The sequence below is a fragment of the Pedobacter faecalis genome, assembly GCF_030182585.1.
GTDB classification, from domain to species: domain Bacteria; phylum Bacteroidota; class Bacteroidia; order Sphingobacteriales; family Sphingobacteriaceae; genus Pedobacter; species Pedobacter faecalis.
In genome coordinates this window covers 48,358-63,220 of the sequence record NZ_JARXOW010000003.1, presented here as the reverse complement: position 1 = coordinate 63,220, position 14,863 = coordinate 48,358, and the positions used below count along the sequence as shown (strand labels likewise).

The 14,863-nt window shown below is 43.5% G+C and carries 16 protein-coding genes; 13 read left to right on the top strand and 3 right to left on the bottom strand.

Annotation, left to right across the window (positions count from 1 at the left end; genetic code table 11):
• Nucleotides 1-31: 31 nt before the first annotated feature.
• The 11 genes from QEP07_RS16000 (at nucleotide 32) to QEP07_RS15950 (ending at nucleotide 11,088) form a co-directional block, all read left to right on the top strand.
• Entirely contained in the window at nucleotides 32-1,132 is a 1,101-nt protein-coding gene (locus tag QEP07_RS16000; protein WP_285011288.1) for a DNA cytosine methyltransferase, read from the top strand.
• A complete protein-coding gene (locus QEP07_RS15995; protein WP_285011286.1) occupies nucleotides 1,129-1,479 on the top strand; it encodes a helix-turn-helix domain-containing protein in 351 nt (116 codons plus the stop codon). Before QEP07_RS16000 ends, QEP07_RS15995 begins: the two co-directional genes overlap by 4 nt.
• A gap of 210 nt (nucleotides 1,480-1,689) precedes the next feature.
• Nucleotides 1,690-2,007 (top strand): hypothetical protein, encoded by a 318-nt coding sequence (locus QEP07_RS15990; RefSeq protein WP_285011284.1) that lies wholly within the window; start codon nucleotides 1,690-1,692, stop codon nucleotides 2,005-2,007.
• Nucleotides 2,004-3,182: an ATP-dependent DNA helicase gene (locus tag QEP07_RS15985; protein WP_285011282.1), complete on the top strand. Its 1,179-nt coding sequence runs from the start codon at nucleotides 2,004-2,006 to the stop codon at nucleotides 3,180-3,182. The genes QEP07_RS15990 and QEP07_RS15985 overlap by 4 nt, the downstream gene beginning before the upstream one ends.
• A gap of 3 nt (nucleotides 3,183-3,185) precedes the next feature.
• Complete coding sequence (locus tag QEP07_RS15980) at nucleotides 3,186-4,679, top strand: DEAD/DEAH box helicase (protein WP_285011280.1); 1,494 nt, start codon at nucleotides 3,186-3,188, stop codon at nucleotides 4,677-4,679.
• Nucleotides 4,676-7,252: a bifunctional DNA primase/polymerase gene (locus QEP07_RS15975; RefSeq protein WP_285011277.1), complete on the top strand. Its 2,577-nt coding sequence runs from the start codon at nucleotides 4,676-4,678 to the stop codon at nucleotides 7,250-7,252. Before QEP07_RS15980 ends, QEP07_RS15975 begins: the two co-directional genes overlap by 4 nt.
• Before the next feature lie 9 nt (nucleotides 7,253-7,261).
• Nucleotides 7,262-7,531, top strand: a complete 270-nt coding sequence (locus QEP07_RS15970; RefSeq protein WP_285011275.1) for a hypothetical protein — start codon at nucleotides 7,262-7,264, stop codon at nucleotides 7,529-7,531.
• Nucleotides 7,532-7,979: 448 nt separating this feature from the next.
• Nucleotides 7,980-8,369 (top strand): VRR-NUC domain-containing protein, encoded by a 390-nt coding sequence (locus tag QEP07_RS15965; protein WP_285011274.1) that lies wholly within the window; start codon nucleotides 7,980-7,982, stop codon nucleotides 8,367-8,369.
• A 462-nt stretch (nucleotides 8,370-8,831) separates the two neighbouring features.
• Nucleotides 8,832-9,137: a hypothetical protein gene (locus QEP07_RS15960; protein WP_285011272.1), complete on the top strand. Its 306-nt coding sequence runs from the start codon at nucleotides 8,832-8,834 to the stop codon at nucleotides 9,135-9,137.
• 3 nt (nucleotides 9,138-9,140) lie between these two features.
• Nucleotides 9,141-9,635, top strand: a complete 495-nt coding sequence (locus QEP07_RS15955; RefSeq protein WP_285011270.1) for a terminase small subunit — start codon at nucleotides 9,141-9,143, stop codon at nucleotides 9,633-9,635.
• On the top strand, nucleotides 9,625-11,088 hold the full coding sequence (locus tag QEP07_RS15950) for a terminase large subunit domain-containing protein (RefSeq protein ID WP_285011268.1): 1,464 nt from the start codon (nucleotides 9,625-9,627) through the stop codon (nucleotides 11,086-11,088). Before QEP07_RS15955 ends, QEP07_RS15950 begins: the two co-directional genes overlap by 11 nt.
• Nucleotides 11,089-11,094: 6 nt before the next feature.
• Here the strand turns inward: QEP07_RS15950 and QEP07_RS15945 are convergent, their stop codons facing one another.
• The 3 genes from QEP07_RS15945 to QEP07_RS15935 form a co-directional block, all read right to left on the bottom strand.
• Complete coding sequence (locus QEP07_RS15945; protein ID WP_285011266.1) at nucleotides 11,095-12,090, bottom strand: DUF6414 family protein; 996 nt, start codon at nucleotides 12,088-12,090, stop codon at nucleotides 11,095-11,097.
• Between the two features lie 123 nt (nucleotides 12,091-12,213).
• Nucleotides 12,214-12,603 carry a hypothetical protein gene (locus tag QEP07_RS15940; protein ID WP_285011264.1) on the bottom strand — a complete coding sequence of 130 codons (390 nt, stop codon included), beginning with the start codon at nucleotides 12,601-12,603 and terminating at the stop codon, nucleotides 12,214-12,216.
• Between the two features lie 28 nt (nucleotides 12,604-12,631).
• Entirely contained in the window at nucleotides 12,632-12,847 is a 216-nt protein-coding gene (locus QEP07_RS15935) for a hypothetical protein (protein WP_285011262.1), read from the bottom strand.
• Nucleotides 12,848-12,977: 130 nt separating this feature from the next.
• Here QEP07_RS15935 and QEP07_RS15930 point away from each other — a divergent pair, with 130 nt between their 5' ends.
• Entirely contained in the window at nucleotides 12,978-14,471 is a 1,494-nt protein-coding gene (locus tag QEP07_RS15930) for a phage portal protein (RefSeq protein WP_285011260.1), read from the top strand.
• Nucleotides 14,472-14,535: 64 nt separating this feature from the next.
• Nucleotides 14,536-14,835, top strand: coding sequence for a hypothetical protein (locus tag QEP07_RS15925; protein WP_285011258.1), 300 nt, complete (start codon nucleotides 14,536-14,538; stop codon nucleotides 14,833-14,835).
• The last annotated feature ends 28 nt before the right edge of the window (nucleotides 14,836-14,863 follow it).

Here is a 14,863-nt window from a genome sequence, read left to right as displayed (position 1 = left end):
AGGCTGGGAGGGGTTAATCAACCGAGCAAAAATGAAAAGGAATGTAAAGCCGCATAGGTTTCCTTATGAATGGACATTGAAAGATGCTGTCTTTACAAAAGACAAAGGAAAGGTTTTTAGCTGTTTCGCTTGTGGTGGAGGGTCAACTATGGGCTATAAACTTGCCGGTTTCGATGTAATAGGATGTAATGAAATCGATCCAAAAATGATGGAGGCATACATAACCAATCATTGTCCAAAGTACGCCTACTTGGAACCTATACAAACCTTTAAACTGCGAAAAGATTTACCAGATGAATTGTATGATCTTGATATTTTGGATGGTTCGCCACCATGCTCATCGTTCAGCATGGCAGGTAATCGTGAAAAAGATTGGGGGAAAGACAAAGTCTTCCGAGAAGGTCAGTCGATGCAAATATTAGATACTTTGTTCTTCGACTTTATCGATCTTGCAAAAGAACTAAAACCCAAAGTAGTTGTGGCTGAGAACGTCAAAGGACTACTATTAGGCGCAGCAAAATCCTATGTGATTCAAATATACAAAGAGTTCGATAAAGCAGGATATTATGTACAGCACTTTCTTTTGGACGCTTCAAAAATGGGTGTGCCACAAAAAAGGGAACGTGTTTTTTTTATTGCACTCAGGAAAGATATTGCGGGGCCGTTTTTGTATTCAGCTGACATGTTTAGATCAATACCTCGAATTGAAATGGATTTTAAAGAGAAGCCAATTGTTTATGGAGACATTCAAACAAACAATGGTCCTTCAATCTCCGAGTTTTACAAAACTATTTGGGAGCAAAGAAAGCCAGGAGACTTAGATTTTAGCTGTGTAAATAGTAGGGTTAGAAACAAACCTAACACTGGTTTTGGGCAAAACTTTATTTACAAAGATAAAGTCGTTGGCACCCTGACGGCCAAAGCAGATTGCATGGTTAAGTTTGATTATCCTCAATATCTGTCGAATGAGGAAAGATGCAAAATAGGAACCTTTCCATTAGATTATGATTTTTCGCCATCAAATAATCCTTACCTAATCGGAATGTCCGTCCCCCCTGTAATGACAGCGCAAATTGCATCTAACATTTACGATCAATGGTTAAGTGAACTTTCAAAGGAGGAGGCAGCATGATCCACCCACAACTATACGCCGGGCTGCCCGAGCAAAAGCAGGTCATGTCCCGACTGAACATGCGCGAAAATGACCCTGTGAGAATTATAGAAATCGTATGCGAAGTACTTAAGCTTGACCGGGAAAGACTTCTTTCGCCCTTACGTAGCCGAGAGTACAGTGAACCCAGGTTTATTGCGATAGGTATGATCATTAAGACCAACCCTAAGATGCCGCTGAAAGCAATAGGCAGACTGTTCAACCGGGACCACTCGACTGTTATCTACGCAAGAGAAACATTCTATGACCTCTACGGAAGAGATAAAGCATTCACCGCAAAAGTGGATCAGGTAAGGGCACTTTTGTAGACTTGACAGCTTAAAATTTATTCATACATGAATAAAAAGTATAATTAATTTTGTATTATTGTATGTGCGAATTGGCGATGCCCGGCAGCACACATACAGCAACAAAATAAGCCGTTCTCTACAGGCTATAAAGATAATCAGCCCTTTAAGGTGGATTTGGAGTAGAGACCATTGAAGCCTTAAAGGGTTTTTAACTTAATTACTTTAGCTATGGAATTAATGATTCCTCACGAGTGCCGAACCTGCGGGGCGGTAGACGAGGCAAAATTCGTTTATGCTGGGCCGCATATTAAACAGGTCTGCAACGCGTGCAACAAATACGTCAAGTTCTACGGCAAGGGTCAAATGCCTGATGTCCGCGAGGTTAAAATTCGGATATGGGCTATTACCCAGGATACGGCCCGCATTGAGTCCGCGAAAAAAGAGGTTGGATTCGTGTCCGATCCGGTAGGCCCAGAAGCAAAGATGCTTTACTGGAGGTTGTATCTGAAGCTTCGTGAGCAATCGGGAAAGGAGGCTGGGTTATGAAACTTGCAACCAAACAAGCTGAATTTCTTAAAGCTGTCGAAGCTGGACGGAATGTTTTCCTGACGGGTAAGGCGGGAACAGGCAAATCGTTCGTTGTTAAGGAAGCAATGAGCCGCCTGAGACAGAAGGGTAAAAACGTTGTCGCCCTGGCACCCACTGGACTTGCCGCAAACAACATCGGTGGCCAAACATTACACTCCATGTTTGCGCTTGATCCTTTCGGCGTACTTACCTTTCAAACTTGCCGGTGGTTCAAATCTGAGAAGCGGCGTCTGATCGCCAAGATTGACGTTATCTTCATTGATGAGGTGAGTATGCTCCGCCCAGACGTGCTCGATGCGGTCAACTGGACAATGGTTAAAAACGGATGCGGTTCGCTTCGTGATAAACAAATCATATTTATCGGCGACCTAAAGCAGTTACCCGTCGTGGTTGATGATAATATGCGCAGCGTATTGCTCAGCACCTACGACGATCTGTATTTCTCTAATGCTAAGGTATTTGAAAAGCTTTCAGTACAGACTATCGAATTGGATGAGATACTTCGCCAATCTGATCCAGATTTCATTGAAGCTCTTAACACCGTTCGCGATGGTGGTAAATCAGATTACTTCCGGCAGTTTGTAGGTACGGAGCCTAAAGGTGTCATATTGGCTCCACATAATAGTACTGTCCAACAATATAATGTTGCTGGTCTGTCTGGTATCGATGCTGAAGAACACGAGTTTATAGCGACCGTCACCGGCAGCGCGAAACTGCAGGATTTCAATCTAGAGAGCAGAGTTGTTCTGAAAGATGGCTGTAAGATCATGTACCTAGTGAACTCCAAAAACAACAACCTGTTCAATGGTGCCATAGGAACATTCATGGTTGACGATGGAAAACACTTTATTGAAATTGGTGAGGTGCGCTATGCTTTGGAGCAGGTAGAACTTCATAAAATGGAATATGTCCTGAATGAGCAGGAGGACAAACTGGAACTCAGGGAAATTGGAAGCATCACTCAAATCCCGGTGCGTCTTGCTTATGCCCTCAGCATACACAAAAGCCAGGGCATGACATTCTCCGAAGTCACCGTAGACTTGAGCCGAAAATGCTTCGCACCCGGTCAGATGTATGTTGCATTGAGTAGAGTTACTGGTCCATCCGGCTTGACTATTATAACAGGAAGGTAGAATATGCGTGTCCTCAACTATACATTAAGGCCTTACCAGCAAGATTTCGTTAAAAACCTTGCTGTCGCCACTAAAGAGCACGAGCACGTGATTGGCCAATCCCCTGGGGGTACTGGTAAGACCAAGACCTTTGTCTATATTGGTACCCAGGTTTGTAACAAAGGCGGAGTCACTCTTATACTCACTGAACGTAAAAACGTATACAACCAAAACCTTGAAGAGGCCGGTGCGGTCGGTATAAACGACGAAACTCCCAAATACATCCCCATTGTGCCGGGCGGATTTTATGTTGCCATGACGCAGACACTTGAGAGGAGGCCGTTGATATTCGAACAATTTAACAAGCTCGCTGGCCAAGTTGACGAGCGAGGCTTACCGATCAACTTTCAAATTATCATTGATGAGTGTCATAGCGGGAGATACACGAATCTGCTCGATAAACTTACCTACGGTCGCAGGCTTGGGTTCTCTGCTACTCCGGATTTCCGAATGGCCAAACACCTGCCCAAGCTCTATAATACATGCGTCACCACATACGATGTGCAGTGGTTCATTGATAACGGATTTTTGTGTGACTATCAGCATATCCAGCGTAAGTCTGGTAAAGCCGCCGACAAGCTCGAGAAGCGTAACGGGGAGTTTACAGAGGCGAGCCAACGAAAGTTCTTCGGTACGGAAGTGCATTACCAAGAACTTTTCAAGGATCTACGCGAGACGCCTTTCAACAAATGCATGCTTTTCTGTGCCTCAATTGACCATGCCGAGGAAGTCTATGATCGAATGACGCGTGAGGGTTTTATGTGTTCAATCAATCACGGCCGGCGTACCGATGAGAAATTTCAGATAGCCCGGTTTGAGGACCTGAACGAGACAAACATTATGATCAGTGTCGGTAAAATGACTACTGGCTATGATTACCCGCCCGTTGACCTGATCGTACTTTACCGAGCAACAACATCGCTAGCGATATACCTACAAATGCTCTTCAGGGCGGACCGTCCAAAAGAGGGTATGTTCTTCCGTACTCTAGATTACGGCAGCAACTTTGACCGTCACGGAGCATACTTCCATCCGCACCCGTGGGATAAGATGTGGACCGCGAAGCCAAAAAAGGTGAAAGGCGGAGTCGCAGCAATCAACTTTTGCCCCAAGTGCGAAAGTATAATATTCGTTATGGCTAAGACCTGTAAGTATTGCGGTTTTGACATCCCACAGAAGCCAGCGAGTACCGAGGTTGGCATTGCTGAAGACGTTACGAATAAGTTGGCTCCTCTCAAAGGCAGGCGGATCAGCGAACTTACACCTAAAGAGCTGGCCCTATACGCCAACCTTAAGGACAAGAAACCATTTGCAGCCCGCGTAGCTAGAGCAAAAGAAGCTGAGCAGGAGGGTTTTCTGAAAGACTACGGGAAAGCAATGGGATATAAGGATAACTGGGCCTATATCCAAAGAGAAATGCCAGTACAAAATTTGGACTTCCATAACATCACAATATGAATACACTATCCGGAATTTGGTCGAATGTTGACTCGATGCTTCAGTCTGGCCTTTCGATAATACCCGTTCGCGACAAAGACGAGACCACTAAGATGGGGGCTGTATATCTCGCAAAAACTCCATACAAGGCCTGGAAGGAATTTCAGATCAGGCAAATCACCAAAGAGGAGTTATGGCAACAAATGGAGGAGAGGAATACAACCGCCGTTGCAATTGTGTGTGGAAAGATATCAGGAAACCTGGAGGTTATTGATGTTGATGTGAAATTTAAGCCCGGTATTGACACCACGTTGCTTCAAGATATCCGAACCTTCCATCCTACACTCTTTAGCAAGTTACGCTTCCATAGAACACCCTCAACCGGTCTTCATATTCCATATCGTGTTGAAGGTCATGAGGTGCCTGGTAACCTTAAGCTGGCGGGCCGCATTGCAACAGAGGCAGAGATCGAACTCCAAATGTCAAAGGGTATTAAGCGCCCTAGCAAAGAGGTTAACTTTCTTGAGACACGCGGCGAAGGCGGGTACTTCCTTGCGCCTCCATCGCTCGGTTATACTGTTGAGATAGACAATCCCATACCAACGATCACTTGGGAAGAACGGGAGGCATTAATCACGCTCTGCATGAGCTATTCTGAAATTGTCAAGGAAGCGCCAAAGCCTAAACTTGGTAAGTCTCAGGAATCTGTATATAATGAAAACCCATTCGAGCACTATAACAATTCTGTTGATCCTGTAGCCCTCATTCAGGAGTTCGGATGGAAGTACAGCCACAAAAACGCTAAGTTCTACTGGTTCACGCGTCCAGGTAAAGACAAAGGTGTCTCTGCCTCATGGAATGTAGATAAGCGTATGTTTTTTATCTTCACCACTTCCACCGATCTTGAAGGAATGCGAGGATATCACCCGGCGACCCTATTAGCCGAACTTAAGTTTCAGGGTAATAAGTCTGAAACATATTGGCATTTAGTTAACAATGGCTATGGTAAAGTAAAACCTGCAGTCGAGCAGAAAATCGTGAAACGTGCTGCTGCCTCAGGTAAACCTATACCAGCGAACTTCAGCGATCAGGCTAAACAGTCCTACGAAGCTACGGTCCAACAGCTGCAAGAGGATCATCCGTATGGTGTATTTATCAAGTACGACTCAGAATCTGAAAAGCTATCAGTAAGCTATGAATCTCTGCTTTACGTTGCCAAGGAATTGGGGTTATATGGTTATCAGGGGCAAATTGTTTACGTTAGTGGACACGTGGTCGAGAAGATAACCGACAGGCAATTTCAGGATATCCTGAAATCATATATCCGAGAAGAAGAAGCCGATGAGTACGAGAAGCTATGTAACGTTTTCGAAAAGTTCCTTAAGGAGAACACAAAGTTTATAGCCACCAGATTGGCATTGTTGGAGGAGTCACTGATAGCCAAGGATACCCGTAACGATTGCTACAAATTCTATCAAAACGGGTATATTCATATAACCAAGGAGTCTGTTGATTTCTCAACGTATGACAACTTCGATAGGCTAGTTTGGAAAGACAGAATACAGCTTAGAGATTACGTAACAGGCAAGGGCGGCCGGTTCGTTGAATATCTAAACTTAGCCCTGGTAAAGCCGGAAGACGCAAAGCCAGCTATCGGGTATCTGGCTCACGAATGGAAAGATGAAACAACTGGTTTTATTATCGTTCTGACCGAATCATGCTACGATCCTAGGATGGGAGGAGGTAGCGGTAAAAATGTCTTCTGTAACTTACTTAAACTTACCACAACATATACAAGTAAGCCATCAATTCAGGGGAAATTCGATGAATCTTACTTCCAGTCATGGAACGGAGAGCGAGTATTTGGAATCAGTGATTTGCACAAGAACTTTGATTTTAAGAATTTCAAGGAACCGGCGACCGGATCCTTCGCTCTGAAAAAATTATGGAAGGACATCACGACGGTTAAGGTTGAGGATGCTCCAAAATTTATCATGCAAACCAATTATAGCTACACCGATAGCGATGGTGGGTTGATTAGACGTATCATACCTCTTGAGTTCACAGACTTTTTTACGAGGTGTGGCGGGTTGGATGTTCATTTTGGGATTCATTTCCCTAATGGTTGGACTGATGAGGACTATTCAGGATACGACAATTATATTGCTGAATGCGTGCAGGTTTGGATGCAAAATGGCTGCAAGCTGAAACCAGGTGAACTGACTGAGGAAGGATGGCTTAAGAAGTTTGAACAAAACTACGGCGAAGTCGCCTCAGGAATTATCTCCGAATGCTTTAATGATTTTGTTAGCAAGGGGGAAATCACTAACGAGGATTTTAAAAAGGTTATTTCGAACTACTATACCGAGCACAACATCCCAAGGAACTACGAAGCTAAACACAAGGTTATCAGCGATGCGCTGAAGGCTTATTGTGACAAGCACGGTATTGATGTCAAGACGGACCAGACAATCCGCGTGTCTGCAGTCTCGACAGCTAAGGGACGGAAATTTAAGGCTATATCCGAAGAGGGAGTAAGACTTTTAAATGCCGCGAAATCTGAATCCGATGAGGAAGAAGTTACACCGTTTTAAACAATAGATATGAAAGAACAAATTGAAAAGCTTTCTAAGAAGCTTAAGCACGAACTTAATGGCCGTATAATAAATGATGATCGGAAGATTAAGGCGGAGTTAACCCCTGATGAACTGTTAATGATGGAGCAATTTATCATTATCGCGTCCCGTCCATCAGTCTACAAAATACCTATAATCGTCAAGATTTCTGCCAGGTATCACTTGGACTTTATTTGGTGGGGCCAAGGAGAGGATGTTCTTCTTTGTAAAAACCACGGTAAAAGAAGATTTTTCTGACGTCTCAATTCTCACCTTTGGTACCGCACCAGCCCAACTCGGCTGGTTTTTTTTATGCGTTTTGTGTAGACTTTAATAGCACTTGTGTAGACATTGTGTAGGGAATAAAATTTGTAAACCTACACAGAAAAACATCTATAAGTCAATCGGTTAGATTTATTGTGTAGGTTGTGTAGGTTATATTTTACAGTCTTACATATATGAGAAAATAAACATTTATTACACTTGCACAGCCTACAGCAGACACACAAACAAACGTTACACATATATAATTCATAAGAGCCTATAAGGCAAAAAAGACCTACACACCTACACAACGTTGATAATCAATATTTTAACGCCGGTTTGAAACCCTACACAAACCCTACACAGCCAGAAACAACCTACACAACTATTTTTTGCTTGTCCAAACGTATTTTCGTATCTTAGTACATCAACAATTTTCATTATGTCTGAAGACCAAATTCAGGCGGCTTTTTTCCAGAAGTGCTGGACCGAGCTGCCAGAAACGCGGCGCTGCCTATTTGCGGTGCCAAATGGAAGTACAAGAGATATCCGCGAGGCCACAAAGCTTAAGGCTACAGGTCTTATCGCAGGCCAACCTGATATGATCCTTATTCACCAGGGCAAAGCTTACGGATTCGAGTTTAAAACAAACTCCGGAGTTGTCAGCACAAATCAGCGAACCGTACATCAAGCCTGGGCGGACCAGCAAACTCCAGTGTACGTGTTGAGGTGTCACATCACCGCCTTTGCCATTGTGCAGGCTATATGCTCCGGCCATACGCTTGATCAATTCAACAGATATCGTTCAATACAGGAGGTGTCATGCTTCTAAATCCGGACGGCTCATACATCCACAACCAGTTCACGTCACCAAAAGGCACATACACTTTGATCGGTTCAAAATCAAACGAGGATAACGACAGGATAATGCAAACACTTGACACCTTCAAATGCAACGGTCAGTATTTCGAATGGACCAGGCAACAAATCGCCGACTGGTACGCAGCTAAAAAAATTTGGTTATAATTATTCACATCCAAATAAAAAGTATTTATATTTGTTCCATCGATGCCTACCGTCCCACACAGCAGGGGAGGTAAGGGCGAACTAAGGAGGGTTTACTATGGATAACGCTACAATCATTGGACGTTACGTTATGGCCACGGATCAATCCGGGGCTTTAGGCATAGTACGTCAATTTTCACCAACAATCAAAAAACCATCACTAGTAAAAGACATTTGGAACACAATTCAATCTCAGTACTCAAATGAATCGGACAACGAACTTAGGAACATGCTCATCGGAGCAGTGTACCAGCTCTATCAGCCGTTGTCGTTCCTTAGCGCGTTTGAAATTCAGGGGCATGACCGAAAAGCTGTAGGTAAACTTCCTCCAGGAGTTAGAGATCAGGTAGCGTTATGTCTAAACCTCCATCACCCCGAGGAAGTAAACCGGCTGAAGTCGTTTATTGAACCATGGATGCGTCCAATCAATGTTGGTGTTGAACGTCCTTTTCGGTCCAGGGTAATGCAAATAGTTGATCAGTTTAAAAAGTATTCCATCAACAGTTGGGAGACGCAAATGGAGTTATTCGCGTAAGTAATGGCAAAGAAAAAACCTGTAGGCAGACCGTTTAAATTTTCACCAACTGAATTTGATTTGGCTTGGCAACAATACTTCCAGTATGTTGACGATAATCCTTGGATGAAAAACGAGGTTATGAAGTCCGGAGAGCTAGCGGGCCAGATCATTCAGGTGCCAACAGCAAGGCCGTATTCTGAAGTCGGTTTCTGTGCATTCCACAACCTTGGTGAGAAATATATCACGGAACTTTCACATACGCTTTTGAAGCACGTCAAGGATAAAGAGAGCAAACTTCACGATGAAGCCACAGAATTATCCAACATCTTAACGCAGGCGAGAGCCAGATGCCGCGCCCAGAAATTTGAAGGCGCTGCTGTTGGTGCGTTCAATGCAAACATTATCGCCCGTGACTTGGGTATGGCTGACAATCAGAACGTGAAGCATGACGGCATTCCGGAAACACCGCCGGCAAAGCAGGTGATGATATTTAACGGCCAAAAAATTGAGTTTTAGTTTTGAAGCGGATGAAGAGATCCTTCCAGAGGAGATAACACTGTTCGAGTCTTTCCCGAAACAGGGCGAGTTTATAGACGCTGTAATAGGAGGTCAATTTTCTTTTGTGCTGTACGGAGGAGCGATCAGGGGAGGCAAAACGTTTGTCTTGCTAGCGATCTTCTGTCTGCTATGTAAAGTATTCCCCGGTAGCCGGTGGGCAGTTGTCCGCAAGAATTTACCCACTATCAAGAAAAACCTTTATCCGTCCTGGAATAAAGTAAAGCCGGATAGCTTCATCGAAAAGATGAATAACGAAACTCATACCGTCACTTTCAAAAACGGCAGCCAGATTATTTTCTTTCCGGAGAACTATAACCAGGACAAAGAACTGGACCGTTGGAAAGGACTTGAGGTTAATGGATTTGGCTTTGAGGAAATCAATGAATGCCAGCAGGTATCACTTTTCAAAGCCTTCGAGCGTGCCGGATCCTATATCGTGCCTAAATTGACGATTCAACCAAAACCTATCGTCATGGCTACATGTAACCCGACGCAAGGATGGGTAAAGGATTTGATCTATACGCCATGGAAAAAAGGAACGCTGAAATCAACATGGCATTATATCCAGTCTAGAATACACGATAACTTGCCGCTTTTAAAGGCTCAGCCGCATTATCTTCCGTCGCTAAGGGAAAACCTCAATCATTACGAGTATGAAGTGTACGTCGAAGGAAATTGGGATGTTCAGTTAAAAACAGGGGGAGAGTTCCTGCGTAAGTTTGAACTGAGTGATCACGTCCGTCCGCTTGATTGGGATGTAAACAACATGATGCATGTCTCTCTTGATAGCAATGTGTACCCGCACATAGCCGTTACTGTTTGGCAACTGATCAAGAAGGAATCTGGGGGTTGGATCATTCGCCAGGTGCATGAGCTGCCTGCAGCTGATCCTATTAATACAGGCACTAAGGCCGGTAAGAACGTAGGTGAGTGGCTGACCAAGATCGGGTACAACCAGCGGGTGAAGATTTACGGGGACAGGTCTACCAAGAATCGGAACAATATCGACGAGGAAAAGAAATCATTTTTTGAGCTATTCACCGGAGCCATAACCAAAGAAGGACACAAGATTGAAGATTGCATGCTGCCGAGCGCGCCGGTTGTTTCAACAATAGCAGACTTCATCAACGCTATATTTGCCGGCGAGATCGACGGATTATCAATTGAGATTGCCGAGCACTGCAGACAATCGATCAATGATTATATCGAAACAAAGACCGACAAGGACGGTAGTATTTTGAAGGTGCGAGTCAAGCATCCTACAATAGAGAACCTGACATACGAGAAGAATGGGCACTTAACCGATACACTCAAGGACTTCATTGTTTCGGCTTTCCACAAGGAGTATCTGGCGTTTGTTGACAAGCAAAAGAAAAAACCAGACCTGAGAATGTTCTCGGGGATTAGGTAGATAACTCTACAGATCTCTATAAACCGCTATAGGATCAATCATGTATTCATAATCCAATTTACCAGTAAAGGCTGTTTCAATATTCGTGATATGGGAAATTATATTCATAATCGCTTCCTTCATATTAGGCGTTGCATCTGAGTTCAATAACTTTTCTTGAGCATCAGCGTATATTGATTGCTTAACATCTCTTGATTGAACTTGGGTCGGTATACCAAAAATTGTAAACTCTTTCTCAGTTTCCCTCGAATTTCTTGTTATTATTGTGTTCTCGGGTTCGCTTAGTAGAGACCTATCCAATAGAGAACTGAAAAGGTAATATGTAGAAGTACTCACGATGGGCAACTGTACTTCAAATGATCCCTCATACCCAAATTTTAAAATGTTAGACAAATGATCCAACATTTTAGGGTCTAAATACAAACCTAGAGATTTGGATATTGACCGGATATTTGAAATTTGGTTAGACTGTTGCTTTATCTTATGCTTTGAGTTCCTGTCTTTAGTAGACGAAATCATTTTACTTGTTTCCTGTTCCAGTTCATTGATATCATTCATGTGAGCTGCATACGCTAATGATTCACCAATGGAATTAAAATTTTCTAAAGTATAGCGGATTTTTGTCGAATCGTTAAATCCGATTCTTCCAGTTATTTTTACAAAGCTAAATTCATTTATGCGATTGATCGCTGATCCAACGTTAGTTTGATTAATTTCGAGTACTCGATTTTCCTCTTCTAACTTATCTTCGAAGATGTTATAAGCGTAATGGTGTAAAAACCTTTTTTCAGCAAATGATTTTTGTGTTTCGATAATGTCTGCCATCACCCTGCCTGTTCCCAGCAAACCCTTTTGTTCATCTCTTTCCGAAACTGTGTCGGTGTTAGACCTAACGATATATTCCGTCAACCCTGAAAAAAGTTGTGACGAGATCGAGAACATCTTGCTGTTGTCAAGATATATGAATGATTTAATTTTTTGTTTTTTGGTCTCTTCTTTCATTCCTTTTGTGGTTAAATTCTTTAATACTATCCTTTCTTCGATACGTTAAATTTTGAAAACTCACTATTGCGGTTGCTATTACCCCGATTGCGACCAGAATGCAAAGTATAATCATACTTGTTGTCATACCTTAACGCGTTTAAAAATTGAATAGCTAAAAATTAACGCTGCGCAAGACAAAGTGACTGAAAGATACTTGACTGCACTGTGATTAAATGTTCCATCATTTTTGAGATCAGCGATATAAGAAATACCTAGTAACGACGAGAATATAATAACTAAGAATATTGAGAGGCCTGTATTTTTTGCTTTTTCAATTGCAGGCATCTCTTTGTTACGATCTAACTCATTAATGTTTGAAACATTTAAAATTAGACCGAATGCCACCATGTCAATTTCATTTAGTATATATGTTGCATCTAGTGAGTTAGCTATTAGGAAAATAAAAAATCTGACAAAGAAAGGTAATAATCCAATTAAAACGGTATATATAAGCCAGTTAGTTCTTACCATAAGATCGCGTGAATATCAAAGGCAGGAATTAAAGGTCAAATAATTTGTCTATGGCTGCCCCCATTGAATCTAAATCAAAACCTTTGGAAAGAACCGAATGACTAATATAATGCCAAGTTCCATCTTCACGACGTGCAAGTTCATGGGTGCCGCTTGGATGTAGAACATAAAACAATCCTTTTATTTCATGATGTCGGCTAACTTTATAAGTTTCGCCACTGACCTGTACCTGTCTTGATTCCATTTCCGAATATAGCGACACAACATGAATTTACCAAACTCATTTAGTAAACCCACAAACGCACCCTCGCGCGTAAGGCTGGCTATTTTTGTTGTACACCGTGTTGCCCCAAGCAAGGATCGGTGTTTGCAGCATGGAGATAGAGAAACTTAAGGAACTTACAAACGATCCGTCAAAACTCATTAGCGTAGTTCAGGCCTCGAGGCCTGAGGAGGATGATGATTGGAAGCAGTACTATCCTGAAAACCATGCGGTGATGCAAAAGTCTTCCCGCAAAGACAGGGAGGTATGGAAACCTGTCTACGATTCCAACGGTCAGCCGGTAAAAATTGAAGATGGACAGCCAGGCGCCGGTACGGATAAAATGACCAAAGATTGGGAGAAGGTCGCCCGTATCACTTCCAGCGCCCAAAAGATGATCGTTCAGTGGGCAGTCCAAATCGCTGCCGGTACGCCTGTTGAACCAGTTGCGCCTAACAAAATGGACGATAAGCAGGAGCGCAAATACAAGATGCTCTTAAAGACGCTTAAGGATAACAAGATCGATTATCTGGATAAGGAGATTTTGCGCCTCAAGAAGACATACAAGATATGTGCTGAGGTCTGGTATTCGGAAGATGCAGAGAAGTCTTTCTGGGGCGATCTTATGCCGGGTACGTCGAAGGTTAAGAAGATGCGCCTGCTTATCATGTCCACTGAAACCGGAGACGATCTGTACCCGATCAGAAATAAGTTTGGTAAAATGATCGCCCTTGGCCGTGGGTACAAGATCAGAGACGATGAAGGTAAGGAGGTCAGCAAGTTTGACCTGTACGTCGATAACGGTTATTACGTCTACACGCAGAAGCAGGGCGGATGGGCGCTCGAAACCTTTGAACCACACAAGTTCACTAAGCCTCAGTTTATCGTTCATGAGCAGAATGATGTTGAGTGGGCTGATGTTCAAGATAAGATCGACAGGCTTGAAATACTAAATTCAAACCATTCAGACCAGAATGATGCCACAGGATCTCCGATACTTGCCGTTAAAGGTGAGGTAAAGGGCTTTATAGCCAGAGGCGAGACTGGAAAGGTGTTCGAGCTTAACGATGGTGCCGACATGAAGTTTGTTGAAGCTACCGGTGCTCCTGAATCGATCATTGATGAAAGGAAAAACCTGATTAAGATGATCTATGATGAGACGTTTACGCCTCAGATCAGCTTTCAGGACGCAACCTCGTTAGGCGCCAATGTACCAGGCGTGACAATGAAGCTTTTCTTTCTTCCAGCAACACTTAAAGCCATGAATGAGCAAATGGGCGGATGGGGCATGTCAGTACAGCGCCGGTATAACCTGCTACTTACCATTATGGGGGTAATTGGCGGCATGCAGGACGTGGAACTCGAGGTGACACCTAAGTTTTCGATATTCATGCCGTCAAATGACACCGAGAATTACGAGAACATTGTGAAACTGGTAGGGGCCGGGCTGCTGAGCCGCAAGAAAGCCGTAGCCATGCTAAACCTGACTGATAGTGACGAGGAGGAGCTGAAGCAGATAGAGGTTGAACTTGAGGCAGCCACCAAACGCGCAGCAGCCCTCAAACCAACGCAAATCCAGACCGACGCGCCGCCTGTACAAGAATAACTAAACCGCCTGCCCGTGCGGAAATGCGGGTTATTAACCGCCGAAAGGCTTAGAGAAATTATATATGAGAAAACATTTTTTAATGGCTGCAGCCCTGATGGCAGGTCTGGCCGGATCACACGCCGCACAGGCACATCGCACAGCGGGCACCTTGCACGAGACTAAAGCAACTGCCGCCCGGCCAGTCAGTAAGTATAAGGTGATGCGAGAAGTTGGAGGGTTAGATTTGGTTACACACGGTATGCCGGGGCTGTCCCCAAAAGAGTATGGCTTGCGTTACGGGAATGGGAAGAGCAAACGGCACAAAACGAATAAGATTCAGCGGTCGCATGGTTACAAGGTGGCTGCTCGTAGGGCCGGATAGCAGCTAAAAATAATTTTTAATATTCATT